The organism is Aromatoleum petrolei (genome assembly GCF_017894385.1).
GTDB lineage: Bacteria > Pseudomonadota > Gammaproteobacteria > Burkholderiales > Rhodocyclaceae > Aromatoleum > Aromatoleum petrolei.
In genome coordinates this window covers 555680-581601 of the sequence record NZ_CP059560.1, presented here as the reverse complement: position 1 = coordinate 581601, position 25922 = coordinate 555680, and the positions used below count along the sequence as shown (strand labels likewise).

26 protein-coding genes and 2 pseudogenes are annotated in these 25922 nt (G+C 62.4%); 21 read left to right on the top strand and 7 right to left on the bottom strand.

Features of this window, described 5'->3' with window-relative positions:
- The first annotated feature begins 9 nt into the window (after positions 1-9).
- From ToN1_RS02660 to ToN1_RS02600, 13 genes are all read left to right on the top strand, one after another.
- A complete protein-coding gene (locus ToN1_RS02660; RefSeq protein ID WP_169205983.1) occupies positions 10-879 on the top strand; it encodes a MaoC/PaaZ C-terminal domain-containing protein in 870 nt (289 codons plus the stop codon).
- A gap of 50 nt (positions 880-929) precedes the next feature.
- Entirely contained in the window at positions 930-1679 is a 750-nt protein-coding gene (locus tag ToN1_RS02655) for an electron transfer flavoprotein subunit beta/FixA family protein (protein WP_169205984.1), read from the top strand.
- Positions 1680-1681: 2 nt separating this feature from the next.
- Positions 1682-2614, top strand: coding sequence for an electron transfer flavoprotein subunit alpha/FixB family protein (locus ToN1_RS02650; protein WP_169205985.1), 933 nt, complete (start codon positions 1682-1684; stop codon positions 2612-2614).
- Between the two features lie 17 nt (positions 2615-2631).
- Positions 2632-3474, top strand: coding sequence for an HpcH/HpaI aldolase/citrate lyase family protein (locus tag ToN1_RS02645; RefSeq protein ID WP_169205986.1), 843 nt, complete (start codon positions 2632-2634; stop codon positions 3472-3474).
- Positions 3475-3550: 76 nt separating this feature from the next.
- A complete protein-coding gene (locus ToN1_RS02640; RefSeq protein WP_169205987.1) occupies positions 3551-3703 on the top strand; it encodes a hypothetical protein in 153 nt (50 codons plus the stop codon).
- A 235-nt stretch (positions 3704-3938) separates the two neighbouring features.
- Positions 3939-4751 (top strand): IclR family transcriptional regulator, encoded by an 813-nt coding sequence (locus ToN1_RS02635; protein ID WP_169205988.1) that lies wholly within the window; start codon positions 3939-3941, stop codon positions 4749-4751.
- Positions 4752-4894: 143 nt separating this feature from the next.
- On the top strand, positions 4895-5749 hold the full coding sequence (locus ToN1_RS02630; protein ID WP_169205989.1) for an HTD2 family dehydratase: 855 nt from the start codon (positions 4895-4897) through the stop codon (positions 5747-5749).
- Between the two features lie 29 nt (positions 5750-5778).
- The gene (locus ToN1_RS02625; RefSeq protein WP_169205990.1) at positions 5779-6933 is read left to right on the top strand and encodes an acyl-CoA dehydrogenase family protein; all 1155 of its coding nucleotides are present in this window, start codon (positions 5779-5781) and stop codon (positions 6931-6933) included.
- Between the two features lies 1 nt (position 6934).
- Positions 6935-8122 carry a CaiB/BaiF CoA transferase family protein gene (locus ToN1_RS02620; protein WP_169205991.1) on the top strand — a complete coding sequence of 396 codons (1188 nt, stop codon included), beginning with the start codon at positions 6935-6937 and terminating at the stop codon, positions 8120-8122.
- Positions 8123-8141: 19 nt separating this feature from the next.
- Positions 8142-8951: an enoyl-CoA hydratase gene (locus ToN1_RS02615; protein ID WP_169205992.1), complete on the top strand. Its 810-nt coding sequence runs from the start codon at positions 8142-8144 to the stop codon at positions 8949-8951.
- 52 nt (positions 8952-9003) lie between these two features.
- Positions 9004-10200, top strand: coding sequence for an acyl-CoA dehydrogenase family protein (locus ToN1_RS02610; protein ID WP_169205993.1), 1197 nt, complete (start codon positions 9004-9006; stop codon positions 10198-10200).
- 8 nt (positions 10201-10208) lie between these two features.
- Positions 10209-11342 carry an acyl-CoA dehydrogenase family protein gene (locus ToN1_RS02605; protein ID WP_169205994.1) on the top strand — a complete coding sequence of 378 codons (1134 nt, stop codon included), beginning with the start codon at positions 10209-10211 and terminating at the stop codon, positions 11340-11342.
- A 20-nt stretch (positions 11343-11362) separates the two neighbouring features.
- Positions 11363-12142: an enoyl-CoA hydratase/isomerase family protein gene (locus tag ToN1_RS02600; protein WP_169205995.1), complete on the top strand. Its 780-nt coding sequence runs from the start codon at positions 11363-11365 to the stop codon at positions 12140-12142.
- A 36-nt stretch (positions 12143-12178) separates the two neighbouring features.
- Here ToN1_RS02600 and ToN1_RS02595 read toward each other — a convergent pair whose 3' ends face one another.
- A complete protein-coding gene (locus tag ToN1_RS02595; protein ID WP_169205996.1) occupies positions 12179-12994 on the bottom strand; it encodes an IclR family transcriptional regulator in 816 nt (271 codons plus the stop codon).
- Between the two features lie 231 nt (positions 12995-13225).
- On the opposite strand from ToN1_RS02595, the pseudogene ToN1_RS02590 reads away from it, so the two are divergent.
- From ToN1_RS02590 to ToN1_RS02570, 5 genes and pseudogenes are all read left to right on the top strand, one after another.
- A pseudogene (locus tag ToN1_RS02590) lies at positions 13226-13369 on the top strand (IS3-like element ISAfe17 family transposase); the annotation flags it as partial.
- Between the two features lie 370 nt (positions 13370-13739).
- Positions 13740-14639 carry a crotonase/enoyl-CoA hydratase family protein gene (locus ToN1_RS02585; RefSeq protein ID WP_169205997.1) on the top strand — a complete coding sequence of 300 codons (900 nt, stop codon included), beginning with the start codon at positions 13740-13742 and terminating at the stop codon, positions 14637-14639.
- Positions 14640-14653: 14 nt separating this feature from the next.
- Positions 14654-15463 (top strand): enoyl-CoA hydratase-related protein, encoded by an 810-nt coding sequence (locus tag ToN1_RS02580; protein ID WP_169205998.1) that lies wholly within the window; start codon positions 14654-14656, stop codon positions 15461-15463.
- A 100-nt stretch (positions 15464-15563) separates the two neighbouring features.
- Positions 15564-16463: a crotonase/enoyl-CoA hydratase family protein gene (locus ToN1_RS02575; protein WP_169205999.1), complete on the top strand. Its 900-nt coding sequence runs from the start codon at positions 15564-15566 to the stop codon at positions 16461-16463.
- A 37-nt stretch (positions 16464-16500) separates the two neighbouring features.
- Positions 16501-17586 carry an NAD(P)H-dependent flavin oxidoreductase gene (locus ToN1_RS02570; RefSeq protein WP_210147996.1) on the top strand — a complete coding sequence of 362 codons (1086 nt, stop codon included), beginning with the start codon at positions 16501-16503 and terminating at the stop codon, positions 17584-17586.
- Between the two features lie 87 nt (positions 17587-17673).
- Here ToN1_RS02570 and ToN1_RS25015 read toward each other — a convergent pair.
- The 6 genes and pseudogenes from ToN1_RS25015 to ToN1_RS02545 form a co-directional block, all read right to left on the bottom strand.
- Positions 17674-17839: pseudogene (locus ToN1_RS25015) on the bottom strand (IS5/IS1182 family transposase); the annotation flags it as partial.
- 168 nt (positions 17840-18007) lie between these two features.
- Positions 18008-18874 (bottom strand): MaoC/PaaZ C-terminal domain-containing protein, encoded by an 867-nt coding sequence (locus ToN1_RS02565; protein WP_169206001.1) that lies wholly within the window; start codon positions 18872-18874, stop codon positions 18008-18010.
- A gap of 71 nt (positions 18875-18945) precedes the next feature.
- Positions 18946-19686: a DUF2889 domain-containing protein gene (locus ToN1_RS02560; RefSeq protein WP_244861109.1), complete on the bottom strand. Its 741-nt coding sequence runs from the start codon at positions 19684-19686 to the stop codon at positions 18946-18948.
- 1 nt (position 19687) lies between these two features.
- Positions 19688-20521: an SDR family NAD(P)-dependent oxidoreductase gene (locus tag ToN1_RS02555; RefSeq protein ID WP_169206003.1), complete on the bottom strand. Its 834-nt coding sequence runs from the start codon at positions 20519-20521 to the stop codon at positions 19688-19690.
- A 72-nt stretch (positions 20522-20593) separates the two neighbouring features.
- Positions 20594-21643 carry a universal stress protein gene (locus ToN1_RS02550; protein ID WP_169206004.1) on the bottom strand — a complete coding sequence of 350 codons (1050 nt, stop codon included), beginning with the start codon at positions 21641-21643 and terminating at the stop codon, positions 20594-20596.
- A 9-nt stretch (positions 21644-21652) separates the two neighbouring features.
- A complete protein-coding gene (locus tag ToN1_RS02545) occupies positions 21653-21949 on the bottom strand; it encodes a hypothetical protein (RefSeq protein WP_169206005.1) in 297 nt (98 codons plus the stop codon).
- Between the two features lie 272 nt (positions 21950-22221).
- Between ToN1_RS02545 and ToN1_RS02540 the strand changes: the two genes are divergently transcribed.
- The 3 genes from ToN1_RS02540 to ToN1_RS02530 all read left to right on the top strand — a co-directional run bounded on the left by ToN1_RS02540 (position 22222) and on the right by ToN1_RS02530 (position 25877).
- Positions 22222-23652 carry an MFS transporter gene (locus ToN1_RS02540; RefSeq protein ID WP_169206006.1) on the top strand — a complete coding sequence of 477 codons (1431 nt, stop codon included), beginning with the start codon at positions 22222-22224 and terminating at the stop codon, positions 23650-23652.
- Positions 23653-23835: 183 nt separating this feature from the next.
- Positions 23836-24837 (top strand): DUF7065 domain-containing protein, encoded by a 1002-nt coding sequence (locus ToN1_RS02535; protein ID WP_169206007.1) that lies wholly within the window; start codon positions 23836-23838, stop codon positions 24835-24837.
- The gene (locus tag ToN1_RS02530; RefSeq protein ID WP_169206008.1) at positions 24837-25877 is read left to right on the top strand and encodes a phosphotransferase family protein; all 1041 of its coding nucleotides are present in this window, start codon (positions 24837-24839) and stop codon (positions 25875-25877) included. Before ToN1_RS02535 ends, ToN1_RS02530 begins: the two co-directional genes overlap by 1 nt.
- The last annotated feature ends 45 nt before the right edge of the window (positions 25878-25922 follow it).

The following is a 25922-nucleotide window of genomic DNA, read 5'->3' as shown; positions in this document are numbered from 1 at the left end:
GAGCCAATCATGCTCGACTATCAGGCGGTCAAGAACTGGGAATTCGGCGATATCCGCCATACCTATACCCGGCGCGACACGATGCTCTACGCGCTCGGTATCGGGATGGGCAGCAACCCGCTGGATCCGGGCGAGTTGCGCTTCGTCTTCGAGAAGGATCTGCAGGCGGTGCCGACCATGGTGTCGGTGATCGGCACGCCGGGTTTCTGGTGGAAGGACCCCAGGACCGGTGCCGACTGGGTCAAGCTGGTGCATGGCGAGCAACGCATCGAGCTGCTCAAGCCTTTGCCCGTCGAGGCCACCGTCGTCGCGCGCAACAAGGTGGTGTCACTCACGGACAAGGGGCCGGGCAAAGGTGCGGTCGCCGTGATTCAGCGCGAGATCTTCGATGAAACGGGTACCAAGCTCGCAGTTAGCACACAGGTAGTTTTCCTGCGCGGTGACGGCGGCTTCAGCGAGGTTTCCGGCGTGGGCGATCCGGGGCCGGAAGCCCTGCCCGCCGTGCCGGAGCGCGCGCCAGACGTCGAGGTCGATCTGCCCATCCTCGAGCAGGCAGCCCTGATCTATCGCCTGAGTGGAGACGACAACGTGCTGCACGCCGATCCTGAGGTCGCGAAGGCGGCCGGATTTCCGCGCCCCATCCTGCACGGTCTCTGCACCTTCGGCATGGCGGCTCACGCGGTGCTGGGCGCGTGTTGTGGGTTCGACGCGTCACGCCTGCGCAGCTTTTCGACCCGATTCACCTCGCCCGTCTACCCCGGTGAAACGGTGCGGTTCGAGATGTGGAACGAGGGCGGCGGATTCCTGCGCCTGCGGGCGAGGGTGGAGGCGCGGGACGTGACCGTGCTCAACAACGGCGTGATCGAGCTCGCCGACTGAATTTCCGGTCGCCCCTCAAAGGCGGCCTCGAACGATAGAGGTACGAATCCATGAAGGTGTTGGTTCCGATCAAACGGGTGGTCGATTACAACGTCAAGGTGCGGGTCAAGTCGGATGGCTCCGGGGTCGATCTCGGGGGCGTGAAGATGGCGATGAACCCCTTCGACGAGATTGCAGTCGAGGCGGCGATCCGCCTCAAGGAAGCCGGAGCGGCCACCGAGGTGGTGGTGGTGTCCATCGGGACGGCCGCCTGCCAGGAGGTGCTGCGCGCCGGGCTGGCGCTCGGTGCCGACCGGGCAATCCTGGTGGAAACGAATGCCGAACTGCAATCGCTGCACGTGGCCAAGCTGCTCAAGGCCGTGGTGGACAAGGAGGCGCCGCAGCTGGCGATCCTGGGCAAGCAGGCGATCGACGACGATGCCGGGCAGACCGGGCAGATGCTCGCTGCGCTGCTTGGGTGGGGGCAGGCCACTTATGCCTTCAAGTTGGCGGTGGCCGGCGACCGCATCGAAGTGACGCGCGAGGTCGACGGCGGTCTTGAGACCGTGAGCCTGCCGCTGCCGGCGGTGGTGACGACCGATCTGCGCCTCAACGAGCCGCGCTACGCGACGCTGCCCAACATCATGAAGGCCAAGAAAAAGCCGCTTGAAACGCTGCCCTCCACCACGCTCGGCGTCGATCTGGCCCCGCGCCTGAGGACCGTGAAGGTGAGTGAGCCGCCGGTGCGCAAGGCGGGCGTTGTGGTACCCGACGTGGCAGCGCTGGTCGACAAACTCCGCAATGAAGCAAAGGTGATCTGATCATGTCCGTTCTCGTCCTCGCCGAACACGACAATGCCCAGCTCAAGGGCGCGACCTTCAACGCCGTGACCGCCGCGACCCGCGTCGGGGCAGAGGTCCATCTGCTGGTGGCTGGTAGTGGCTGTGGTGCGGTAGCGGAGCAGGCGACCAAGATTGTCGGCGTCGCCAAGGTGCTGCTTGCCGATGCTGCCCACTACGCACATGCCGCACCGGAAAACCTCGCGGCCCTCATCCTGTCGCAGGCCGCAGCCTACTCGCACATCATCGCCGCCGCCACCGCGGTCGGCAAGAGCACTCTGCCCCGAGTCGCCGCCCTGCTCGATGTCGCGCAGATCTCCGACGTCGTTGCGGTGGAGTCGCCTGATACCTTCGTACGTCCAATCTACGCCGGCGCGGGCTTGGCTACCGTGCAGTCGCTCGACACGGTCAAGGTGATGACCGTGCGCACCACTGGTTTCGACGCCGCTGCGAAGGAAGGCGGTGGTGCCCCGATCGAGCGCATCGACGCTGCCGCCGATACCGGCTTGTCGCAGTTCATTGGGCAGGAGCTGAGCAAGTCCAGCCGCCCGGAGCTGACCTCGGGGCGCATCGTGGTCTCCGGCGGGCGCGGCATGGGCAGTGCCGAGAACTTCAGCCTGCTCGAGGCGCTCGCCGATAAGCTCAGCGCGGCGGTCGGTGCGTCGCGGGCTGCGGTCGATGCCGGATTTATGCCAAACGATTACCAGGTCGGCCAGACGGGCAAGATCGTCGCGCCCGAGCTGTACGTCGCGGTAGGGATCTCCGGCGCGATCCAGCACTTGGCCGGGATGAAGGACAGCAAGGTCATCGTCGCCATCAACAAGGATCCGGAGGCGCCGATCTTCCAGGTAGCTGACTACGGGCTGGTCGCGGATCTCTTCGAGGCGGTACCGGAACTGACCGCCGCGTTGGGCTGAGCCGGGCCGCCACGATCGTGCGCAGCGACAAGCTTCCGGAACGCTCTTACCTCTTCGTGCCGGCGAACCGGCCGGAGCGCATCGGCAAGGCGTTTGCCGCCGGTGCCGATGCCGTCATCGCGGATCTGGAAGACGCTGTGGCCCCAGACCTCAAGGCGGCGGCGCGCGACGCGTTGGCGAACGCGCTGTCTGCGCCGGCGCCCGTCTTGGTGCGAGTCAACGGCGCGGACACGCCCTGGTTCGAGGATGATCTGGCGGCCTGCGCAGCGCCCGGTGTGGCCGGCATCGTTCTGCCCAAGGCCGAGCGGACGCAGGACGTGGACTGCATCACGGAACGCCTCGGCGCGGACATGCCTGTGCTGGCCTTGATCGAAACCGCACGGGGGATGGCCGATGCCGAAGCCATTGCGGCCTGTCCAGCGGTGCGGCGGCTGTTATTCGGTTCCATCGATTTCCAGGTCGATCTCGGCATCGAGGGCGGTGGTACGGAGCTCTTGTTCTTTCGCTCCCGACTCGTGCTGGTGTCGCGGCTGGCCGGGCTCGACGGGCCGGTGGATGGCGTCACTGTCGGTTTCGACGATCCGGCCACTACCCGGGCCGACGCGCAGCGCGCGCGCCGCGAGGGCTTCGCCGGGAAGCTCTGCGTACACCCCAAGCAGATCGCGGCGGTCAATGCCGCGTTTTCCCCCGGCGCGGAAGAGATCGCATGGGCGGAACGCGTCGTGGCAGCCGCTGCCGCGGCGGGTGGCGATGCGGTGGCCCTCGACGGCAAGATGATCGACAAGCCGGTCCTGGCCAAGGCGGAGCGGATCCTGCGGGTCGGGGGGCGGTTCGGCCAGCCGGCGGCGAGAGTGTCGTGAGCGACGGCTCGAGGGGAGTCAGCGTATCGGAGACATACCACGACATTGGCCGCGAATCACGGCCAATGCGTCGGCGTTGTGGGAGAACGGCGAGGCGACGACCTTCGCCGAGCTCGCGGAACGGAGCGATGCCCTCCGGGCGAGGCAGATGTGCCGCGTTGGCGAAAAGGAGATCTCCATCCTGCACTGGGAGCCGACCCTGTTCGTGCGGCTGCTCACCCATCTGTAGGCAGCAGATCTGCACGCAGGAGCTGCGAGCCTGTTATTCCCGTCAGACCTGAGGCGAAGGCGGAGCCTGTGGGGGGGGCGTGCCGGGACGTTGCGCAAGGCCGAACCCGAAGATTCGCGATGGCCGGCCGCAAACATGCCCATATGACAAATTCGTCAGCAGATAGACATGTGAACGGAGTTATAGAAGTAGAATGGCGTACTAAAATCAGAACGATTGCGGAAGGAGTGAATGTATGCCCAAGAGGTCCCAAGCGGATGTGGTAAACGGGGACAAGGAAAACGGCGGACCACGTTCGCTGACCCGATTGCTCGGCCTATTCGATGCCCTGGCCCGGTCCCCGAATGGGCTGACCCTCGCGGAGCTGAACGTCACCCTCGAGTCGCCGAAGAGCAGCCTGCTGAATCTCCTTCGTCCGCTGGTGAACGATGGATACCTGAATCATGACGGCAGTCGCTATCTGCTCGGTCCCGCGGTATTTCGCTTGGCGGCCAACGTCATGTCGGTCTGGAACTTCTCCAAAGTGCTCCACCCGTACCTCGAGGAACTGGCCAATCGATGTCACGAGACGGTCTATGTGGGAATTCTTGATCGAGAGCAGGGTGTCATCACCTACCTCCAAGTCATCGAGAGCGCCCATTCGGTCAGGTACTCGATGCCCGTCGGTACCAGCAGGCCGCTGTACTGCACGGCCGCCGGCCGGCTGCTCCTCGCGCATGCGGACAGGGAATGGCAAGAGGAGTACATGCGCAGGACCAAGATGGAGCCGCGCACTCCTCAGACCATCACCCGCAAGAAGGAACTGCGGGCCGAACTCGAGAATGTGTTGCAGAAGGGCTATTCGGTCAGCGTCGGCGAACTTATGCGCGAATCGGCCGGCATCGCCGCGCCGATTTTCGGCACGGACGGCAAGGTGGTGGCGGCGCTTGCCATCGGTGCGCCTTCGGATCGCTTCGAGCAGGAGCGGCCGCTGCTCCAAGAGGCGCTGCTGGACGTCGCGACACGCGCGTCGGGGATGATGAGAGGGTCGAGCCCGGTGCTCAGCTGACTCCGCGCTCGCAGTCCTACCTCGTGGAAGGCTCCCGTCGTGGGGTCCATGGTTCGCCGCAAGCTTTTTATATAGGCGGACTGTTCACAAGCTGCTGCGATTGTGTAGAATGCTGTTCAACAATATGAGCAGTGATCATATAAATGAATACCGACAGCGGCGTACTGCAGGACTGGGTGGGGCGTACCGAGGTTCTTCGAGATCGGGTCACGGCAGCGCCGCCGATCGCGCTGGCCGCGACACTCGATCATCCTCGCACGGGGTTTGACACCGGCGCAGATCTGCCGGCTCCTTGGCATTGGCTTTACTTCCTTCCCTCGGTCCGTCAGTCTGAAATCGGCGCCGACGGCCATCCCAAGCGCGGCGGCTTCCTGCCGCCAGTGGCGCTGCCGCGGCGCATGTGGGCTGGCAGCCAGATGCGGTTCGTGCGCCCCCTGAAGGTTGGGGCCGACGTCACTCGGACGTCGCGAATCGCCAACGTCCGCGTCAAGGAAGGGCGCAGCGGCGCCCTCGTATTCGTCAAAGTCGAGCACCGGATCGAGGACGCCGGGGGGCTCGTGCTCGAGGAGGCGCAGGATATCGTCTATCGCGACGCGGCAAAGTCCGGCGAGGCGACCCCGGAGTCCCCGCCAGCCCCGGGCAACGCCCTCTGGTGCCACGAGATTCGTCCCGATCCGGTGCTGCTGTTCCGCTTTTCCGCGCTGACCTTCAACAGCCACCGCATCCACTACGACCTTCCCTATGCCACCGGCGTCGAACACTACCCGGCTCTGGTGGTGCACGGACCACTGATCGCAACCCTCCTGCTGGACGCGCTGCATCGCGAGCTACCGGATCGCCGCCTGCGCGCCTTCACCTTCCGCGCGGTCAGGCCACTGTTCGAAGGTCGCCCCTTCAAGGTCTGCGGGCGCATCGAGGCCGACGGCAACACCGTGCGCTTGTGGGCGCAGGATGCGGACGGGTGGCTGGCCATGGACGCCAGCGCCGAATTGATCTGACCCAACATCAAGCTATCGAGACAAGAGCGATGCATACCGAAAATTACGACGACATCCGCGACGGCGTTCGCGCCCTGTGCGCCGAGTTCCCCGACGAATACTTCCGCAAGGTCGATGAGGCGCGGGCCTATCCGGAGGCGTTTGTCGACGCCCTCACCAAGGCGGGTTGGATGGCCGCGCTGATCCCCGCCGAGTACGGCGGCTCCGGCCTGGGGCTGGCCGAGGCCTCGGTGATCATGGAAGAGATCAACCGCAACGGTGGCAATTCCGGCGCCTGCCATGGGCAGATGTACAATATGAACACCATTCTGCGGAACGGTTCGGAGGCGCAGAAGGAGAAGTACCTGCCCAAGATCGCCACCGGCGAACTGCGCATCCAGTCCATGGGGGTGACCGAGCCGACTACCGGCACCGACACCACCAAGCTCAAGACCACTGCAACGAAGAAGGACGGCCGCTACGTCGTGAACGGCCAGAAGGTGTGGATCTCACGCATCCAGCACAGCGACATGATGATCCTGCTCGCGCGCACCACGCCGCTTTCTGACGTGAAGAAGAAATCCGACGGCCTGTCGTGCTTTCTCGTCGATCTGCACCAGGCCATCGGCAACGGTCTGACCGTGCGGCCGATCCTCAACATGGTCAATCACGAGACCAACGAGCTCTTCTTCGACAACCTCGAGATTCCCGAGGAGAACCTGATCGGCGAGGAGGGCAAGGGCTTCAAGTACATCCTCGAAGGTCTCAACGCCGAGCGCATCCTGATCGCAGCCGAATGCATCGGCGATGGCTACTGGTTCGTGGACCGGGCGAAGAAATACGCCAGTGAGCGGATCGTCTTCGATCGGCCGATCGGCATGAACCAGGGCGTGCAGTTCCCCATCGCCGAGTCCTACATCGAGGTCGAGGCGGCCAACCTCATGCGCTGGAAGGCGGCCCATCTCTACGACGCCCACCGGGCCTGCGGTGCCGAGGCCAACATGGCCAAGTACCTCGCCGCCAAGGCTTCCTGGGAGGCTGCCAACGTCTGCCTGCAGACCCACGGCGGCTTCGGCTTCGCCTGCGAGTACGACATCGAGCGCAAGTTCCGCGAGACCCGGCTGTACCAGGTGGCGCCGATCTCCACCAACCTGATCTTCTCCTACGTCGCCGAGCACGTGCTCGGCCTGCCGCGTTCGTTCTGAAATGAATAGATCCCGACCCCTCGACGGCATTCGTGTCGTCTCCCTGGAACACGCGGTGGCGGTACCCTTCGCCACGCGCCAGCTGGCTGATCTCGGCGCCGAGGTCATCAAGATCGAGCGTCCCGGCGCCGGCGACTTCGCCCGTGCCTACGACAAGAGCGTGAACGGCCTCGCGTCCTATTTCGTCTGGCTGAACCGCGGGAAGAAGAGCGTCACCCTCGACGTCAAGCAGCCGGTCGCGAACGAGGTGCTGCAAAAGCTCATCGCCCGCGCCGACGTGGTGGTGCAGAACCTGGCCCCCGGCGCTGCCGCCCGCCTGGGCGTGAGCTACGAGGCGCTCGCACCCAAGCACCCGCGCCTGATCGTGTGCGATCTCTCTGGCTACGGCGAGACGGGGCCTTTGCGCGACAAGAAAGCGTACGACCTGCTGATTCAGGCCGAATCGGGCCTCATCGCCACGACCGGATCCGCCGATACGCCTTCGCGCGCCGGCGCCTCGATCGCCGACATCGCTGCCGGCATGTACGCCTACAGCGGCATCCTCACGGCATTGCTGCAGCGGGAGCGCACCGATCGCGGCGCTCGGGTCGAGATCAGCATGCTCGAAGCGCTCTCGGAATGGATGATGCAGCCGGTCTATCTGGGCCACTACGGCGGCAAGGCGCCGAGCCGACAGGGGGCGACCCACCCGATCATCGCCCCCTACGGCCCCCATCGCGCTGGTGATGGCACCGAAGTGATCTTCGGTCTGCAGAACGAGCGTGAGTGGCAGGCTTTCTGCAACAAGGTGCTCGTGCGCCCCGAATTGGCCAGCGATGAACGCTTCGACTCCAACACGAAGCGGGTTGCGGCACGCGCCGAGCTGACCGCGCTGATCGAGACCGAGTTCGAGGGCCTTTCCGCCGAACAGGTCGTCGCCCGCCTCGATGCGGCCGGCATTGCCAATGGCCGTCTCAACGACATGAACGCAGTGTGGAATCACGAGCAGCTTCGCGCCCGCGGACGCTGGGCCCAAGTGCAGACGGAGCAGGGGGCGATCGAGGCGCTGCTGCCGCCTGTCAACATCAGTGGCGTCGAGCCGGTGATGGGCGACGTGCCGGCGCTGGGCCAGCACACCGAGGCTGTGCTTGCCGAACTCGGCTACGACGGCGCTGCGATTGCCCGCATGCGCGAAAGCAAGGCGATTTGACGAGAGAAGAGGCAAGCGGATGAGCTACGAGCAGATTCTCTACGAGGTGAAGGAGGGCGTCGCCACCATCACCCTGAATCGTCCCGAGGTCCTCAACGCGTGGACGGACGTAATCGCCGAGGAGCTCTGGGACGCCACCCACAAGGCGGACGCCGACAACGATGTGCGGGTCATGCTCCTGACCGGCGCGGGCCGCGCCTTCTGCGCAGGGGGCGACGTGACCGGATTCAAGAGCGAGAACCCGCAGCAACTGATCGACAAGTTGCCGCGCTCCTACGATTTCAGCCGCCGTCCCGACTACCAGGGACGGGCGAGCTATTTCCCCTCGCTCTCCAAGCCGATCATCGCCGTGCTCAACGGCCCCGCGGCGGGCCTTGGGCTGGTGCACGCGCTCTTCTGCGACCTGCGTTTCGCCGCCCATGACGCTGTGATCACCACCGCATTTTCGCGTATTGGCCTCGCCTCCGAGTACGGCATGGCCTGGGCGTTGAAGCACGTGGTCGGCTACCCGGCAGCGATGGATCTGTTGCTCTCGGCGCGCAAGGTACGCGGGGAGGAGGCGCTGCGCCTGGGCCTGGTCAACCAGACCTACTCGAAGGACCAGTTGCTCGGAGCCGCTTACGCCTACGCTCGTGATCTCGTTGAAAACGTGTCACCGCGTTCGATGCGGGTGATGAAGCGACAGTTGTGGGAGTTGCCCTTTCAGAGCCTGCACGAGGCCCTGATCTCGGATTCTGCCGAGATGCTCGAAGCCAACGTCTGCGAGGATTTCCAGGAAGGCAAATGCGCCTTCATGGAGAAGCGCAAACCCAATTTTACCGGCCATTGATTCATCGGCAGCGGGGCAGGCGCCCCGACCTGCCACGACGTGCGAGACCGCCATGTTCCTACGCGAAAGCGCCGAAGAGGCCAGTTTCCGAGCCGAGGTGCGCGACTTCGTGCAGCGCGAGCTGCCCATCGTCATCCGTGACCGCGTGCTCACGTTCCAGCGCGTTGAGCGCGACGATTACGTGTGCTGGCAGAAGATCCTCCATGTCAAGGGCTGGGGCGCACCTGCCTGGCCGAGGGAGTACGGCGGCACGGGTTGGAATGCGACCCAGCGCGTGATCTTCGAAGAGGAGTGCTTTGCCGCCGGCGCGCCGCGGCAGATGCCCTTCGGTCTGTCCATGTGCGGGCCAGTGCTGATCGCCTTCGGTACCGAGGCGCAGAAGGCCAAGTTCCTGCCGCGCATCATCGCGATGGACGACTGGTGGTGTCAGGGCTATTCCGAGCCGGGCGCAGGCTCCGACCTCGCTTCGCTCAAGACCCGCGCGGTGCGCCAGGGTGACAAGTACGTCATCAATGGTCAGAAGACGTGGACGAGCTTCGCCCATTGGGCCAACTGGATCTTCTGCCTGGTCCGTACCGATCCGGAGGCTAAGCCCCAGGCCGGCATCTCCTTCCTGCTGATCGACATGAAGAGCCCGGGCGTCACCGTGCGCCCGATCAGGACCCTCGACCAGGGAGCCGACGTGAACGAGGTGTTCCTCGACAACGTCGAGGTGCCGCTGGAAAACTTGGTAGGCGAGGAAAACAAGGGGTGGGCCATCGCCAAGTACCTTCTCGGCCATGAGCGCACCAACATCGCCGGCATCGGCATGTGCAAGCGCTTGATGCGTCGCGTGAAGGAAATGGCGGGCACCTGCACCAAGCGCGGTCGGCCGCTGGTCGAAGATCCACGCTTCCGCGCACGCATTTCCCAGCTCGACATGCAGCTCATCTGTCACGAGTGGTCGCTGCTGCGCATCATCTCACTGGAATCCGGCAACAAGCCGATCGGTCCGGAGGCGTCAGTGTTGAAGATCCGCGGGTCCGAGATCCAGCAGGATCTCACGGAGCTGCTGATGGACATCGCCGGGCCCTATGCGGTGCCCTACGTACCCGAAGCCCTGGAATTGGGCTCGACGGTGCAGACCGCCGGCGATCCATTGCTGAATCCGCTGGCTGGGCAGTTCCTCGACATGCGCAAAATCTCGATCTACGGCGGTGCCAACGAGATCCAGAAGAACATTATCGCCAAGGCAATTCTTGATCTGTGAGGTTGGGCATGGACTTCAACTACAGCGAAGAGCAGCAGATGCTGACTGACACCATCGGCCGTTTCGTGGAAAAGACCTATGACTTCGAGTCACGGCGCAAGCTCGCCAAGACGGAGCTCGGCTTTTCCAGGGAGCACTGGAGCACGCTCGCCGAAATGGGGCTCATGGCGCTCGTTGTGCCGGAGGAATTCGGCGGTATGGGCGGCTCCCCGGTGGAAACGCTGATCGTCATGGAAGCGTTCGGCCGCGGGCTGGTGCTGGAACCCTATGTAGGCACCGCTGTGGTGGCAGCAAACCTGATCACAGAGGCCGGCAACGTCGCACAGAAGGAAGCGATGCTCGGGGCCATCGCCGACGGCAGCCGCCGCTTCGCCTTGGCCGCCTTGGAACCCCAGGGCCGCTTCGACCTTTGGGACGTGGCGACGCGCGCGACATCCGACGGCGCGGGCTATGTCCTCGACGGCCGGAAGGCTGTGGTCCTTGGGGGTGACAGCGCCGACACACTGATCATCTCGGCCCGCACGTCGGGCAGGACGACTGACAGGGTGGGCATCAGCCTATTCTTGGTAGACGCCAAAGCACCTGGCCTGACCATCGAGGGCTTTCCCAATCTCGATGGCCAGCGTTCCGCCGAAGTGACGCTCAGTAACGTGAGAGTGGGGTCGGAAGCACTGCTCGGTGCCCGGGATGCCGGCTACCCCTCCCTCGAATGGGCCGTGGATCACGGCATCGCCGCCCTGTGCGCGGAAGCCGTCGGCGTAATGAGCAAGCTCCTGGACACCACCGCTGAGTATTTGCGTACCCGCAAGCAGTTCGGCAAGCCTATCGGCAGCTTCCAGGCCCTGCAGCACGCCGCCGCTGACATGCTCACGGCCTTGGAGCAGTGTCGCTCCGCGGCAGTGATGGCAGCCGCCAAGGTGGATTCGGCGGACGCCGCTGAACGTCGCGCCGCCATTTCCGCGGCCAAGACCATCGTGGGGCAGGCGGGCCGCGCCATTGGCAAGCATGCAGTTCAGCTCCACGGCGGGATGGGCATGACCGACGAGCTGGCTGTTGGCCATTATTTTAAACGCCTGCTCTGCATTGACATGACCTGGGGCGACAGCGACCACCACATCGAGCAGTATGCAGCACTCCTATGATCCGGCAGGGACGTGAAATCATGAGCGAGGACGACATTATCCAGGTTCGTTATGAGGGCAATGTCGCCATTATGACGATGAACTATTCCGAGCGACGCAACGCCTTCAACCTTCGGATGCGGGAAACCATGTACGCACGTCTGCTCGAGTTGGAGAGCGACGACGACTGCAGAGCGATCGTGCTGACCGGCGCCGGCGGCAACTTCTGTTCGGGCGGTGACATCTCCGAGATGGCCCAACGCCCGATCGTCACCGGGCGGAATCGCTTCGATTTGGTCACGCGGATCTTCAAGCAGTTGGTCAGCGGTCCGAAGCCCTTCATCGTCGCGGTGGAAGGGGCGGCCGCGGGCTGCGGCCTGTCGTTCGTCGCCGCCAGCGACTACGCGGTGGCCGCCAGCGATGCCAAGTTTGCTTGTTCCTTCATTAACGTCGGCCTCATCCCCGACTCCGGCGGAATATGGTCGCTCCCGCGTAAGGTCGGTTACCGCAGGGCCATGGAGCTGGCGGCCCTTGGGGATACCCATGATGCCGAGGCGGCACTCGACATGCAGTTGATCAATAAGGTGTGCGCGCCGGGAAAGGCGCTGGAGGAGGCGGTGGCCGTGGCGCAGCGCTTCGCCGCCAAGCCGCCGGTGGCGATGGCGCTGCTGCGCGCGGCGCTGCACCTCGGCAACGAAAGCGTTGACGGAGCAATCAATATGGAAATCAACTACATGTCGGTGCTGCAAAACACCGAGGACTACGCCGAGGCAGCGCGCGCCTTCATGGAAAAGCGCAAACCGGTGTTCACGGGGCGCTGAACCGGAAAAGCCGGACGAGTGCCCATCGCGGAAAAATCAACGACCGGTGGCGTCGGTTGTGGATGCCGACGGCGACGACATTCCGGAGGCGCGTGTTGCCACCTCGAGCAAGGCCTCCCGCAGCGCCGGCAGGTCCGGCTCGAAGCGCACTGTCGGGGCGGAGATGGACAGCGCGGCGAGTACCTTCCCATCGGGGCCGAAGATCGGTGCCGCCATGCCGGATGATTCAGGCATCGTCTCGCCCACGCTGATCGAATAGCCCTGCTCCCGCACGTTTTTCAGTTCGGCGCGCAGCGCCTTCTTGTTCGTGATCGTTTCGGGAGTCAGCGACTCCAGCTTGGTCTCGCGCAGATAGGCCTCCTGCCATTCCTGGTCCATGTGGGCCAGGAGCACTCGACCCGAGGCCGTACAGTACAGTGGAGCGGTAGCTCCGGGCGGGACAGTGAAGCGGACGATTTTCGAGCCCTCGATGACGCTGACGACGGTGAGCACCCGCCGGTCGCGATCGAGCATTGCCAGGAACACCGTTTCGTGACAGCGGTCCGACAATTCTCCAAGGTACGGCTGAAGCACTTTGGAGAAGTTCCAGACCGACACGATGCTCGCCGAGAGGCGGAAGATCGCCGGACCGAGCCGGTAGCGGCTGCCGTCGTGCATCAAGTATCCCTCGCTCACCAGCGGACGAAGGAGATTGAGCAGACTGCTCTTTGGGGTCTCGAGCAGGACGTTGAGGTCCGCCAGAGTAAGTCCATTCGGGGACCGGGCCAGAGCATCGAACAGGCCGAGCAATCGGGTCAGCGAACGGGGGCCGCCGATTTCCTTTTCAGCGGCCAAGCTCTCCGCTTTTGCCATGAAGCGCTCCTTTCAAAGTCGTTCAATTATTGGAACGCGCATATTACAGGAAGTGCGGGCTCGGTACGACAGCCGTCGACGGCGGCTTTGCCGCCGACCCTGCGCTCCGTGCGACGTGCAGGGCGGAAGTCGTATCAGTTCAGCAGGTCGGCCGATATAGGCAGGCGCTGCTCCTCGCCACGCCCGGCAGCGCGCACTTGCGCACCTCGACAGCTTGCCCTTGCGACCCGCGTGGCCGCGCTCGAGGCGGCGCTTGCCCGCTACGGCGCGCCAGAAATCTTCAATAGCGACCGATGTAGCCAGTTCACGGCGGAGGCCAACATCGGGGTGTTAAAGCGCCATGGAATCCGCATCAGCATGGACGGGCGTGGGCGGATGGAGGGTTTGCCTTTATGTTCCTGTGGACATGCTCGCCGCGCTCATGATGATTCGGGTCCCCGTCTCGTTTCCTGGTTAGGGACAAGCGCACGGAAGAGGCGGCCCTGCGTTGGGCGTTAGCCGCGCGATGCTGCCCTCAACGAATGACACCGGTTTCAACCTGTCCGTGACGAGTGTAGAGCGTCAAGGCTGTGAGGCGACAGCGTGGGTTCGGACATCGTTAGTCGGCTGGAGCCTGCCGGCTCTCCAATCCGCCCGAGTCCTTCGGTCGGGGGAGCTGAGCATACGGAGGTAGTCAGCCCTGCTTGACCATGGGGAAGAACGTTTATAAAATTGATCAACGTTCAGAAAATTGCATGGAGTCCACATGAACAAGCACCTCCGCACCTCGGAATACCTTCTATTCGACGTCAGCGATCGCGTCGCGCGCATCACTCTGAACCGTCCCGACAAGCGTAATGCGCTGCATCCTGCCATGCTGGCTGAGTTGCGTGATGCGCTGCTCGAGGCGGACGACCTGAACGACGTCAACGTGGTCATCCTCGAGGGGGCGGGCAAGGATTTCTGCGCTGGTTACGATCTCGCCGGCGCCTATGCCGGGTTCAAGGACGGCACGCCCCCGTGGGACGAGGGCCGTTACCGCACGGTCAACAAGTCGGTCGATGACGATTGCTGGAACATGGAGCAGACCCAGAAGCTCAACATGGTGCTGTTCGACATGCACAAACCGGTGATTGCCAAGGTGCAGGGCAACTGCTTAGCCGGCGGCACGGATCTCGCCCTCATGTGCGACATGGTCATCTGTGCTGAAAACGCAAAGATCGGCTTTCCCGCGGCCCGTGCCAACGGCACGCCGCCTATCCAGATGTGGGTCTATCACGTTGGTCCGCAGTGGGCCAAGCGCATTCTGATGACCGGCGACAATCTGTGGGGCAGGGACGCCGCCCGCATTGGCCTGGTACTCGATGCCGTCCCCGCTGAGGAACTTGACGACGCGGTCAACGAGCTGGCGCACCGTATCAGTTTTGTGGACGCCGAGCTGCTGTCGTCCCATAAGCGCATCGTCAATGCGGCGCTGGAACTGCAAGGCGCCAGAACCCTGCAGCGTTTCGCCGTGGAAATGGACGCGCGAGCCCACTTGTGCCAAGGCCCCCGTCGCACCCAGTTCAAGGCCGACATGGCCGAGCTAGGCCTGAAGGATGCGTTGAAGAAGCGCGATGAGCCGTTCGGCGACGGCATGGTCAAAATGAGCTGGCTCGACAAGTGATGAGGGCATCAGTCATGTCTGATAACTTTCTGATCGATGAGCCAATCAAGGGCGTCAAGCGCATCACCATCAACCGTCCGGAGTCGACGAATTCCTTTCAGTTCGAGATGTACACGGAACTCGCCGATCTGTTCAGACAGATCAAGTACGACCCGAAGATCCGGGTGGTGATTCTGACTGCCGCAGGAACCAAGCATTTCTGCACCGGCCACGACCTCAAGAACCCCGGCAAGGCGGACTGGGTCCCGGAAGGCGTGGGCAAGCCCTTCTTCTCACGGTATGCGATCGACGTCATCGCCTCGCTGCCGGTGCTAATGCGCAATCTGCCGCAGCCGGTGATTTGCGGCGTGAACGGCACCGTAGCCGGAATGGCCCTCGCCTTCCCGCTGGCGGCGGACATCACGATTGCCGCGAAATCGGCCAAGTTCGTCAACGCCATCCACAACGCCGGCTCGGGTGCCGAACTGGGCATCAGCTACCTGCTTCCCAGGGCGGTGGGCGCTCAGCGGGCGGCCGAGATCCTATACACCTCGCGCTCGGTGATGGCCGACGAAGCCGAGCGTATCGGCCTGGTCTTGAAGGCCGTGCCGGACGAGGAATTGCAGGACGCCTGCCTGGAAATTGCCAAGAACATCGTCGTCAACGTGCCGATGGGTATTTGGGTGACCAAACAGTCGTTGTGGCACAACATGAATGCGGGCAGCCTGGAGCAGGCAATCGAGTTCGAGAGTCGCGGCGTCTATGTGGCGCAGTCTACCGAGGACAAGGTCGAGAAGCAGAAGGCGTTCTTCGAGAAGCGAGCACCGAACTTTAGCTTCAAGTAAGCAATGCCGCGGGGCCGGCCGGGCACGCCTACGTACCTTTCAGACGCAGTCAAGGACCGGCAGTCATGCGGCATCGAGCCGCGCTTTAGGAGACTGGGAAGTGAATTTCGAGACCATCCGTTATGAAGTCAAGGAAGGCATCGCGACGGTGACACTGAACCGTCCCGAAGTGTTCAACGCGCTGAACACGGCGATGATGAACGAGCTCATCGCCGTGTTCGACGAGACCGACCTTGACGACAAGGTTCGAGTCGTGGTCGTGACCGGCGAAGGCAAGGGCTTCTGCGGCGGTGCGGACCTGTCCAAAGGCGCCGATGTCTTCGACAAGAACAAGACCGGCAGCGCGGCGCAGGACAGTCCGATCCGCGAGGACGGCAGCTTTGATTACAGCAAGGAATCGGCGCGCGACGGCGGGGGCAAGCTCGCCCTGCGCATCTTCAACAGCCTGAAGCCCGTGATCGGTGCGATCAACGGCGCAGGCGTCGGTATCGGCGCCTCAATGCTGCTGCCCATGGATATCCGCATCGCCAGCGAAAAGGGTCGCTTGGGCTTCGTCTACGCCCGGCGCGGCATCGTCTACGAGTGCTGCTCGTCCTGGTTCCTGCCGCGCATCGTGGGCATCAGCAAGGCACTCGAGTGGAGCCTCAGCGGCCGCGTGATGCCGGCTGAGGAACTCAAGGTCGGCGGTCTGGTGAGCGAGGTGGTGCCGCACGAGCAGTTGCTGCCGCGCGCGTACGAAATTGCGCGCGAGATCGCCGACAACACTGCGCCGGTCTCCGTCGCACTGATGCGCCTGATGGCGTGGCGCAGCCTCGGCATGGCGCATCCGATGGAGGCGCACCGCATCGAAAGCCGGGGCATCTGCACCCGCGGTCGCAGCGCGGACGCGAAGGAAGGGGTCCAGTCCTTCGTGGAGAAGCGGTTGCCCGTTTTCCCCTGCACCGTGTCAAAGGACATGCCCGACTACTTTCCCTGGTGGGAAGAGCCGTCCTACTTCTAACCGTTCTTTGACTTCGGTCAGCGCAAGGAGACAGTGTGTGAACACATCCATCACCGAACTCTTCGGCATCAAGTACCCGATTCTCAATGCAGGCATGGGGCGGGTGGCATTTCCGAACATGGTCGCTGCGGTATCGAACGCGGGAGGCTTGGGCGTGCTCGGCGCAGGTTCCGGTGACCCAAGGCAGACGCGCGAATACATCAGAGAGATCCGCTCGCTGACCGACAAGCCTTTCGGCATAAACGCGCCGCTGGCGCTGCCCAACGGAAGAGAAAATGCGATTGTCGCCCTCGAGGAGAAGGTGCCGGTCATCAACTACTCCATGGGCAAAGGCGACTGGATTGTCAAGACAGCCCACAAGTACGGTGGCAAGGTCATGGCGTCCGTCAACGACGTCAAGCTCGCGCAGCGCGCCGAAGCCCATGGCTGTGATGCCGTCATCGCTGCCGGTCACGAGGCGGCCGGCCATGCGGGCGAGATCGGGACCTTCGTCCTGGTGCCGCGGCTGGCCGAAGTGCTAAAGATCCCGGTCATCGCGGCGGGCGGTATTGCCAACGGCGACGGCCTGGTCGCAGCCCTCGCCCTGGGCGCGGGCGGGGTGTCGATGGGCACCCGTTTCTGGACCACCAAGGAAGGTCCGATGCACCAGAACTGGAAGAACAAGGCCCTCGAGCTGGACGTCCAGGACACGCTCTTCTCCCCCCGCTTTGACGGCATACCTTGCCGCCAGATGAAGACGGCGGCGTCCGAGCGCATGATGAACACCAAGATGCTGAACGTGTGGGAGATCTTCCTGAACTCATTCGCCATCGCCAGGGAACTCAACATCCCCTGGCCCACGCTGGTGAAACAGACCTTGTCGCTGGGCCCTCGGCAGATCGAATCCATGATGCGCATGTCGAAGATGATGCAGATGCACACGATCACGATGACGACTGGCGATCTCGACAAGGGAATGACTGCGTCCGGTCAGTCGGTGGGCCTGATTCACGACCTGCCCAGCATCGCCGAGGTAATGGAGCGCCTCGTCGCGGAGGCGGAGTCGGCGCAGCGCCGGCTTGCTGTTCAGATATCCGAGTCCGGGACCGTAAAATGCGGACGAGTCGTCCGTGCCGCTGGGTAGCCCTAGCTCCGCGGTCTGATGTCCCTTGTTGCGGTCACCGGGCGCCCCAGGGCGGTTACTCACCACCTCGACGGGGTGCCGCAAGGCGGCGGGGGCACAGGCAATTGGCTTCAATGTGGTGCCTTCGCGCATCAGCAGGCTCTTCTCCGCGAGGTGTGTCTTGATGACCTCGAAGATCCTGTGCGTGAGCTCGTGCGTCTCCTGCTGGCAGGCGTCGAAACTTCAACAGTGTGATTGCATCGGGCACCGCTTCCCACAGCGCGCCGGAAAAGATCGCTGAGGAAACAGCTCGCGCCAAATGTCCTGAGTTCTCGCATGCGGCGGATCGGAGCGTTTCGCCCCGATCCGCCGCACCTGGATTGCCCTACTTGGCAATCCTGTCGCGCCCGCCATCAGGTCGGCGCGACGTTGTAAGGCTTCGTTATACGGCAAACTCTGCGTAACCGTTAGTGATCACGACGAGATCTCGCTCCTGCACACGGCACCGAAATGCCGCTTTGCGATTACCTTCGTTCCAGATGTCGGTCACGATGGTCTCACCGGGGAATACTGGTGCGCTGAAGCGGGCATCGAAACGTCGCAGGCGGGATGGCGCACCTTCACCGACGGCGCGTACCAGCGCGCGTGCGGCAACCCCGTAGGAACACAGCCCATGGAGTATGGGTCGGTCGAAGCCGCCACTTCGTGCGACCGTCGGATCGATATGCAGGGGATTGTAGTCCCCGGACAGGCGGTAGATCAGCGCCTGTTCCGGCCTGGTCGTCAGCGCGATGCTGAGATCAGGGGCGCGCTCGGGTGTGGGATGGGGCTTTGGCGCGCCATCCGGGTTGCCCCCAAAGCCTCCATCGCCCCGCAGGAAAGCCGTTGCCTCGGAAACGCCGATGAGTTCACCGCTGGCCGCATCGGTCAAGGTTCGTGACATGCGCATGATCGCACCTTTGCCGGCGCCCTTGTCGTAGATCGCCTCCACTTTCTCCTGACCGATGACTTCGCCTTCGGTCGGCAATGGCCGATACATGGTGAGCCGTTGTTCACCATGCAGCAACATTTTCCAGTTGATCGCCAGCTCCGGCTCCATGATCCAGAAGCCCGGCGGACAGAGCGTCACCGCCATCGTCGGAAGTGCCTCGAGCTGCTCTTCGTAGGTGAGAAGCAATTCCTGGGGATCGCAGGGATCCGCCTGCCCAGCGCCGACTCCCAATGCATAAAGAATAGTATCCCTCTTGGAGTGGGATGCTCTGACTGGGGCGAAAACCCTGTTCATGATTACTTCGTAATTTAGTGCCATGCTGTCTCCACTGTCTTGCTGATCTTCTGGCTTCGGTATTGAATTCTCGAAACGACGTCGATCTGCGGCGTTCAGGAAATCCTGTCCAGATCCATCAACAATCGTTCCGGAGAGTCACCAAAATCGCGAGTCGTCCCGTGCATGCGCAGTGCGTGTTCAGCCACACCTGGTTGGAACACGTAACAAGCACCAATCGTATGTCCTGTCGCTGCAGCGTTCGGAAGCGCATCAAGATCCAGACTTCTGGACCCCGATATGTGGATGGCGCGCCTGAACAGCATGAGCGCCTCCAGTTCATCGGGATCATTAAAGTTGACCTCGATCCAGGGCTTCATGGTCCTCAGATTCTGCCCGGCAAAGGGCGTCGGCGACAAAATGCGGGTGTCCTGCACAGTCCAGTTCAAGAAGTTGACGCCGTCAACGTACATCGTTGCAAACTGCTGCTCTTGCCCTTCGGACCAAGTGATTTCAAAGTCATATTCACGCAGGCGGATACCACGCGCTGCGTGCGCTATGGCCAGTCCCGCCATGTCGAGCATGTGCGTACATTGCATGCTGCCGTCGATATACCGATACACGTTCGTGAAATCGGTGGTAAGCGGCATTCCCTCGAGCCTTGAGAGCGCCGCCGCCGCACTTGCACAGAGACTCCAGGGAGTGCGCAGGGCCAGCCCCTCGACGGCGACAACTCGCACAGAATCGTGCCGAACGGTGACTCCGTAGCGGTGGGGGTCGTCTTCGAGATCTGCGCGAGCCTCGCCAGTGTCAGTCTTGACGCGTATGCGGCGGCGGTAAATGTCCCTTGGACGCATCTCAGGGGTTGAAATCGAGGCCCTTGTCGTCAAGGAAAAGGTCCTTATCCGACGCAGCGATGTCCCGCGCGGTAAGACCTCCGGGATTGGACAAGACGGGGCCAGATACCATCTTCAACTCCATTATCTTGGTGCCCGAGGCAAAGATCGTCCTATTCGTTTTGTCTCCGGAAAGGCTGCTGACCATGTACAGGATGACCGGGGCTACGCGCTCCGGTGACCACGATTGGGACAGCTCTGATGGAAGAACATTCGCTGTGAGAGGCGTGACGGCGGCAGGAACCAGGGTCCAAACGCGGATTCCGTATTTCTTTCCCTCCAACGCGAGGCTATTGCTGAACCCCCAGATTCCTGCTTTTGCGGCGCCATAGTTCGTCTGTCCGACATTGCCAGCCAGACCTGAAGAGGAGCTGGTATTGACGATTACCCCTCCTGCTTTATTGTCCTTCATCCAGCGAAACACCGGCTGCGTGACGCAGAAGGTACCCTTGAGATGGACGTTTACGACCGCATCCCACATCTCTTCGCTAAGGTTGGCAAGACCCTTGTCGCGCAGAATCCCCGCATTGTTGATCAGGATATCAACACGTCCGAACGCCTCTAGTGCCGTGACGAGGATCGACTCCCCACCGGCCATGCTGCTCACATCGGCGACTGCGGCAACCGCGCGACCTCCATTGACCTCGATTTCGTGTACCACCTTCGCTGCGTTCTCCGCGTTGAAGTCGTTTACCACGACACCTGCGCCTTCTTTCGCCAGCAAGAGCGCGTAAGCGCGACCCAACCCGCTCCCGGCTCCCGTGATGATCGCAACCTTGTTGTCTAACAGACCCATTGCTCTTTCTCCTTGATTCGACTCTGAGATGCTACAAAGAAGTCATTGCGTCTTTTGAAACCTGGGGGCCGCTTAGGCGGGGTCGGCTTTCTTCGCCCGTGCTGCGGTGCGATTCGCGATCCTGGTAAACAGGATGCGGAAGGCGGATGTGAGGTCTGTGCCGAAGTTGGGATCGCCGTTCTTGCCGAAGGCCTCGGCGATCTCTGCCCATTCGGGCTCGGGAATATAGCGGCGGGCGGCTGGCAATATGAATTTGTCTTCGGTGCTCATATGTGCTCGCGTGAAATCCATATAGACATCAAGGGCTGTGATCGATTCGTCAGCACCGCGTCCAGGATCCGCCTCGTATGTCGCCAGGGCTTGTTTCAGCTGGTTCAGTTTGTAAGAGTCTTCTCTATGCTGGACAGATAGTTCTGCGATTACCTGGTCGAGTTCGCTCGTCCGCCCGCGCAACCGCGGAAAGATATAGTGTTCTTCCTTGGGATGATGCAGCTTCTGTGGAAAGGTCTCGATGTAATACAGCATTGAGCGCAGAAGACTGAAATCCGGGCTTAGGCCTTCATTGCTGGCCGTTTGCAGCAGGTGCCTGATCCCATAGATCATTACCGCGAGCGAACGATGCTCGTCCTGCATAATGGCAATGGTTTTGTTCATCATGGGCGCCGAAGAGCTGCTTTCGCTCGGTCCAATCAGCACGGGAATCTGGGCGTGCGAGAGCACTTTTTGCGTCTGAGAACCCAGCATGACGCTCTTGATCCCCTTGCGACCATGGGATGCCATGCATATCAGATCGCAGCCGCAATCTTTGGCTGTCTGGAGGATCGCTTCATGGGGGTAATCGCTCACCTTGAGCACTGAGCCGAAAGCCACCCCCGCTTCCACCGCATAGGTCTCGGCCTTGGCTAAGACCGCACGTCCATCGCCCGCGGCGATCTCGGCAAAGATGTCGGGGGAAAGCAGGTGCATAAGGGCCCCATCACCGAACAGAGAGGCAGCGTATTCGCGTTGGGCGTGAAAAAATGTCACGCGCGCACCTAGAGCACGCGCCAGCCCGACGGCAGATGCAATTAATTCATTGGACAATTCGGTGCCGTCGGTGGGTACCAGCAGATGGCGATACATTACTGTTCCTCAACGGTTAGTTGGCATCCCGTCCGGGCGTAGCCGGCAATCAAGTCGCCCGCACTGGACTTGTACGAGTGCGGTTGGCGAGCTTGCCTGGTGGAAATTCGAAGGTGGCGGCTTTACCTCCTCGCCGAACCCTTCAAGGCCGCGCGTGCCGCTGTACTCGAACGGCATATCGGACATTGCATTCGTGTACTCGGCGATGCGGTCGATCTCGTCGGCACGCGGTGCCACCCGTTCGCGCGCTATGCGGCGGACAAAATCTTGAATGGCGGGTTGGTAGTCGTGCAATGCGTAAGCCATGCTGGTTCGTGTGGGAGCGGACGTTTTTGCGCAAAGGCGCTTTACAAAGATGAACGGTGTTCGCTATAGTGAACACATTCCGGCGGTATGTCAAGAATCCTTCGCATCGCGTTGCCGCAGTCTTTCCCCCTCCAGCGCCCGGCCGACTACTGGGAAGTGACGCGCAAGGGAATGATGCAATTCTGTGACAAAAAAGTGAACAGAGTGCGTATAACTATTCAAAAGCCCGCGAAACCGCCTCACTCTCCCGTCCGCGGCGCTATGGAAAAGCCATGATGAATCCATCGCAAAAGCCAGTATCCGAACTCTCTTTGATGGCGGTCCTCATGCTGGCGGTCATGGTTGTCGGCTTCGACGGAGGCATGATGTTTTCCGCCATGCCTACGATGATTCGCCTCTTCGGCGACCCGGTCGTGGCCGGCTGGCTGATCACTGCTTATTTCCTCACTGCCGCAGGCTCCTGTGCCGTTTCCTCACGCTTGGGCGATCTTTACGGGCGTGGCCGCGTACTGCGCTGGATGTTCGTCATGGCGATTCTGGGTTCCGCCATCGCAGCATTCGCCCCGACCCTGGAATGGATTGTCGTGGGGCGGGCCCTGCAGGGGATCTCGGACGCGATCCTGCCGTTGACATTCGGGCTGGCGCGAGAACGGCTGCCGGAACACCGCGTCCCCCACGGGATCAGCTATCTTTCCGGGGCAGGTGTCATCTTCGCCGGTCTGGGTGTGTTCCTGGGCGGCGTGGTTGTGGATAACCTGTCATGGCATGCACTGTTCTATGCATCCGGCATGTTAGGGGTGGTCGCGCTCCTCGCGGCCGAACTGGTGCTGCCACCCTCGAAGATGGAGATAAAGCGAGAGGCCCTGGATATCATCGGCGGCCTGTTGTTTCTTCCTGCCATCACCTTGGTGCTGATCGCCATTACCAATGCGAAGAAGGCGGGGTGGCATGACCCGGCTGTGCTCGCAATGATCGGACTCGGGTTGGCGCTCATGGTCGTCTGGGCGCGGTACGAGTCGCTCCACCCGAATCCTCTGATCGACGTGCGGCAGTTCCGGAACTGGCAGATCGCCATTACCAACCTCAACATGATTCTATTCGGCCTGGCCACTAGCCAGCTGATGTTGGTTCTGCTCCTGCTGCTCCAGCAGCCAAAATGGACGGGCGTAGGCCTCGCGCTTTCGGCGACACTGGCCGGCGCCATCAAGATTCCCTCAAACCTGACGGCTTTGATCACGGCCCCCTGGTGTGCCCGCCTTACTGGGCGCTACGGGGCGCGCCAGGCAGCTCTCTACGGCTTGGCTTTCCAGACAGTGGGGTGGGCCATGCTGACCGGGATCCATGACTCGCTTCCGGCCGTTGTGGCGCTGCTGATCTTCCTCGGTGTGGGGACCAGTATGACTTATGCGGCCTTGGCGAACCTGATCGTGGAAGCGATCCCCGCCGAACGTACTAGCGAGGCCATTGGCGTGATGCAGGTGGTGCGGACTACCACCACGGCCATCGGGGCCCAAGTGGTCACCTTTCTGCTCTATTCGTCGACGTTGAGCGATCCGAGCGGAGGCGCGGGCATCTATCCATCGCCCTGGAGCTACAAGCTGACCCTCGGGGCTATTACCTGCGCTGTGTTCGTCGGCTTGCTGCTGACTTACACGTTGCCGCGCCGTTCCACTGCCAGCCCGGCCGTAGCGATCAGCAGCTGAGGGCGAGGGCGTCACCTAGTTGCAGGGCGAGGCCGGTGACCGCCAAGTGCATGGGGCCAAGACTATCTTGCTCAAGATAGGCGGTATGTTCTTCAGTGACCAAGGCTTGGTGCTACGGGTCGAGTGACAGGTCATCCAGCCGACGGAGTCTTGCTGGTGGCTAAACTTGAAAGGGAGTAGATGATGGGAGTTCTGCTGACGGATGCCGACGAAGGCGTGCATGAGAAGGGGGAGCAAACCAACTGGAACGAAAGTCGGTACGTCGATTTCTGGGACGCGAATCAGCGGGTGGGCGGCTGGTTCCGCATCGGCAATCGGCCGAACGCAGGCTGGGCAGAGATGTCCGCCTGCATCACCCTCCCGGACGGCAAAACCGCTTTCATGTTCGAACGGCCGAAGATAACGGCTAACACGCTGCACTCGGGCAATCAACAGTGGGAGATCGTGCAGCCTTGGGTCGCCAATCGCGTCCAGTATCGGGGGGAACTCATGGTCATGGACGATCCGTGGATACTCATCGATCCGAAGAGGGCCTTCGAAACCGCGCCGCGCGCGTTCGCTGACATCGACTTGGTCTGTCGCTCAACGGGGCTCAAGACAGTCATGGGCTTCGATCAGGATCACATCGACAAGATCTTCCTGCCCGGCCAGGCCGGTTTCCACTACCAGCACCTGGCCCGTACGACGGGGACGGTGAGGGTCGGTGAACATTGCTGGCAGGTGGCCGGCTTCGGCGGCAAGGATCACTCCTGGGGACCGCGGAACTGGCACGCAAAAATCTATCTGCGCTGGCTGATCGCCGCGCTGGACGACGACAACGGCTTCATGCTCGTGCGAGCGGTCGGTCCGACCAAGAAGACGCGTAGCGGCTTCGTGCTCGACAAGGGAAAGTTTCACCTTGTCGACGACTTCGATATGAAGAACCACTATGCGGGCGAGCCGAACTTCGAACTCAGAAAGGTGGAGCTTCGGATCAGGAGCGGCGAACGTATCTGGGATGCCGTCGGCACGCCCCAATCCTGGCTACCGCTGCGGCACAAACAGCATAACGAGAAGGGGGAGGAAGCAATTCTGCGCATCGTCAAGTCGCCAACCGATTGGCAGATGGCCGGACGGCACGGCGAAGGCATGTGCGAGTATCACGACCTCATGGTGGATGAACGACCCATTGGGCTGGAGGATTGATGGACACGTCGCTCCGAGGCATCGACGCTGCCGCGTTGGATGGCTGGTTTCAGGACAATATCGCTGACGTTCATGCCCCGCTTCGCTTCGAGCTGATCGCAGGGGGGCATTCGAACCTCACCTACAGAGTCGATGAAGCCGGCGGCAGGAAGTTCGCGCTGCGCCGGCCTCCGCTTGGTTTCAAGCCCCGACATGGCGCGCACGACGTGGTGCGCGAATATCGGATTCTCGCCGCATTGAAGGACTCCGCGGTGCCCGTTCCGGTTGCGGAAGCGCTCTGTACCGACAGTTCGATCATAGGCGCGTCCTTCTATGTGACGCGTTGGGTGGAAGGATACATCCTCGACAGACCTTCGCACGTCGAAGCGGTGCTAGCTGATTCGGGTGCGCGCCGCCGAGCCGCGTTCAGCCTGGTCGACACGCTCGCCGAACTCCACCGTTGCGAAGTGGACGCCGTCGGGCTCGGTGACCTCGGACAGCGGGACAACTATCTCGAACGGCAGCTCATTCGCCTCGGCCAGGTATGGGAAACAACGAAAACGCGTGAACTGCCGATCATCGACTCGCTTCACAAAGAGCTGCTTGCACGTTGTCCGCCGCAGCGCTATACGGGAATCGTGCATAGCGACTATCGTTTCGGAAACGTCATGTTGGGGGCTGCCGGCGACGTTGCTGCAGTGTTGGACTGGGAGCTGTGCGCGCTCGGCGATGTGACGGTCGACGTCGCCTATCTGCTGACCAACTGGGACTTGCCCGAAGACCCGTGGCCCGACGTGTGGATGCAGCCTGCGCCCACGCGTGCCGGCGGCTTTCCTTCGCGGCACGAAATTCTTGCGCGCTATGCGGAAAAGACCGGCTTCGATCTGCAGGCCATCGACTATTACTGCGCCTTCTGCTATTGGCGCATCGCCGTACTTGCCGAAGGCATCAAGCGCCGCTACGAGACGGGCGTCATCGCCCAACACACTGATCTGGATGCGCTCGACCGTCGTGTGCGGAATCGCGCGGCCATGGCGGAACGATACCTGAAGGCAGCCTAAGGCGCGGCCTGTGAGCAGAACGACCGGGCCGGGGAGGCCGGGGCC

Excerpts from the sequence above, each read along its gene's own strand:
- ToN1_RS02660 (WP_169205983.1), top strand. The coding sequence starts at position 10 with ATGCTCGACTATCAGGCGGTCAAGAACTGGGAATTCGGCGATATCCGC.
- ToN1_RS02655 (WP_169205984.1), top strand. The coding sequence starts at position 930 with ATGAAGGTGTTGGTTCCGATCAAACGGGTGGTCGATTACAACGTCAAG.
- ToN1_RS02650 (WP_169205985.1), top strand. The coding sequence starts at position 1,682 with ATGTCCGTTCTCGTCCTCGCCGAACACGACAATGCCCAGCTCAAGGGC.
- ToN1_RS02635 (WP_169205988.1), top strand. The coding sequence starts at position 3,939 with ATGCCCAAGAGGTCCCAAGCGGATGTGGTAAACGGGGACAAGGAAAAC.
- ToN1_RS02630 (WP_169205989.1), top strand. The coding sequence starts at position 4,895 with ATGAATACCGACAGCGGCGTACTGCAGGACTGGGTGGGGCGTACCGAG.
- ToN1_RS02625 (WP_169205990.1), top strand. The coding sequence starts at position 5,779 with ATGCATACCGAAAATTACGACGACATCCGCGACGGCGTTCGCGCCCTG.
- ToN1_RS02620 (WP_169205991.1), top strand. The coding sequence starts at position 6,935 with ATGAATAGATCCCGACCCCTCGACGGCATTCGTGTCGTCTCCCTGGAA.
- ToN1_RS02615 (WP_169205992.1), top strand. The coding sequence starts at position 8,142 with ATGAGCTACGAGCAGATTCTCTACGAGGTGAAGGAGGGCGTCGCCACC.
- ToN1_RS02610 (WP_169205993.1), top strand. The coding sequence starts at position 9,004 with ATGTTCCTACGCGAAAGCGCCGAAGAGGCCAGTTTCCGAGCCGAGGTG.
- ToN1_RS02605 (WP_169205994.1), top strand. The coding sequence starts at position 10,209 with ATGGACTTCAACTACAGCGAAGAGCAGCAGATGCTGACTGACACCATC.
- ToN1_RS02600 (WP_169205995.1), top strand. The coding sequence starts at position 11,363 with ATGAGCGAGGACGACATTATCCAGGTTCGTTATGAGGGCAATGTCGCC.
- ToN1_RS02595 (WP_169205996.1), bottom strand. The coding sequence starts at position 12,994 with ATGGCAAAAGCGGAGAGCTTGGCCGCTGAAAAGGAAATCGGCGGCCCC.
- ToN1_RS02585 (WP_169205997.1), top strand. The coding sequence starts at position 13,740 with ATGAACAAGCACCTCCGCACCTCGGAATACCTTCTATTCGACGTCAGC.
- ToN1_RS02580 (WP_169205998.1), top strand. The coding sequence starts at position 14,654 with ATGTCTGATAACTTTCTGATCGATGAGCCAATCAAGGGCGTCAAGCGC.
- ToN1_RS02565 (WP_169206001.1), bottom strand. The coding sequence starts at position 18,874 with ATGGCACTAAATTACGAAGTAATCATGAACAGGGTTTTCGCCCCAGTC.
- ToN1_RS02560 (WP_244861109.1), bottom strand. The coding sequence starts at position 19,686 with ATGCGTCCAAGGGACATTTACCGCCGCCGCATACGCGTCAAGACTGAC.
- ToN1_RS02555 (WP_169206003.1), bottom strand. The coding sequence starts at position 20,521 with ATGGGTCTGTTAGACAACAAGGTTGCGATCATCACGGGAGCCGGGAGC.
- ToN1_RS02550 (WP_169206004.1), bottom strand. The coding sequence starts at position 21,643 with ATGTATCGCCATCTGCTGGTACCCACCGACGGCACCGAATTGTCCAAT.
- ToN1_RS02545 (WP_169206005.1), bottom strand. The coding sequence starts at position 21,949 with ATGGCTTACGCATTGCACGACTACCAACCCGCCATTCAAGATTTTGTC.
- ToN1_RS02540 (WP_169206006.1), top strand. The coding sequence starts at position 22,222 with ATGATGAATCCATCGCAAAAGCCAGTATCCGAACTCTCTTTGATGGCG.
- ToN1_RS02535 (WP_169206007.1), top strand. The coding sequence starts at position 23,836 with ATGGGAGTTCTGCTGACGGATGCCGACGAAGGCGTGCATGAGAAGGGG.
- ToN1_RS02530 (WP_169206008.1), top strand. The coding sequence starts at position 24,837 with ATGGACACGTCGCTCCGAGGCATCGACGCTGCCGCGTTGGATGGCTGG.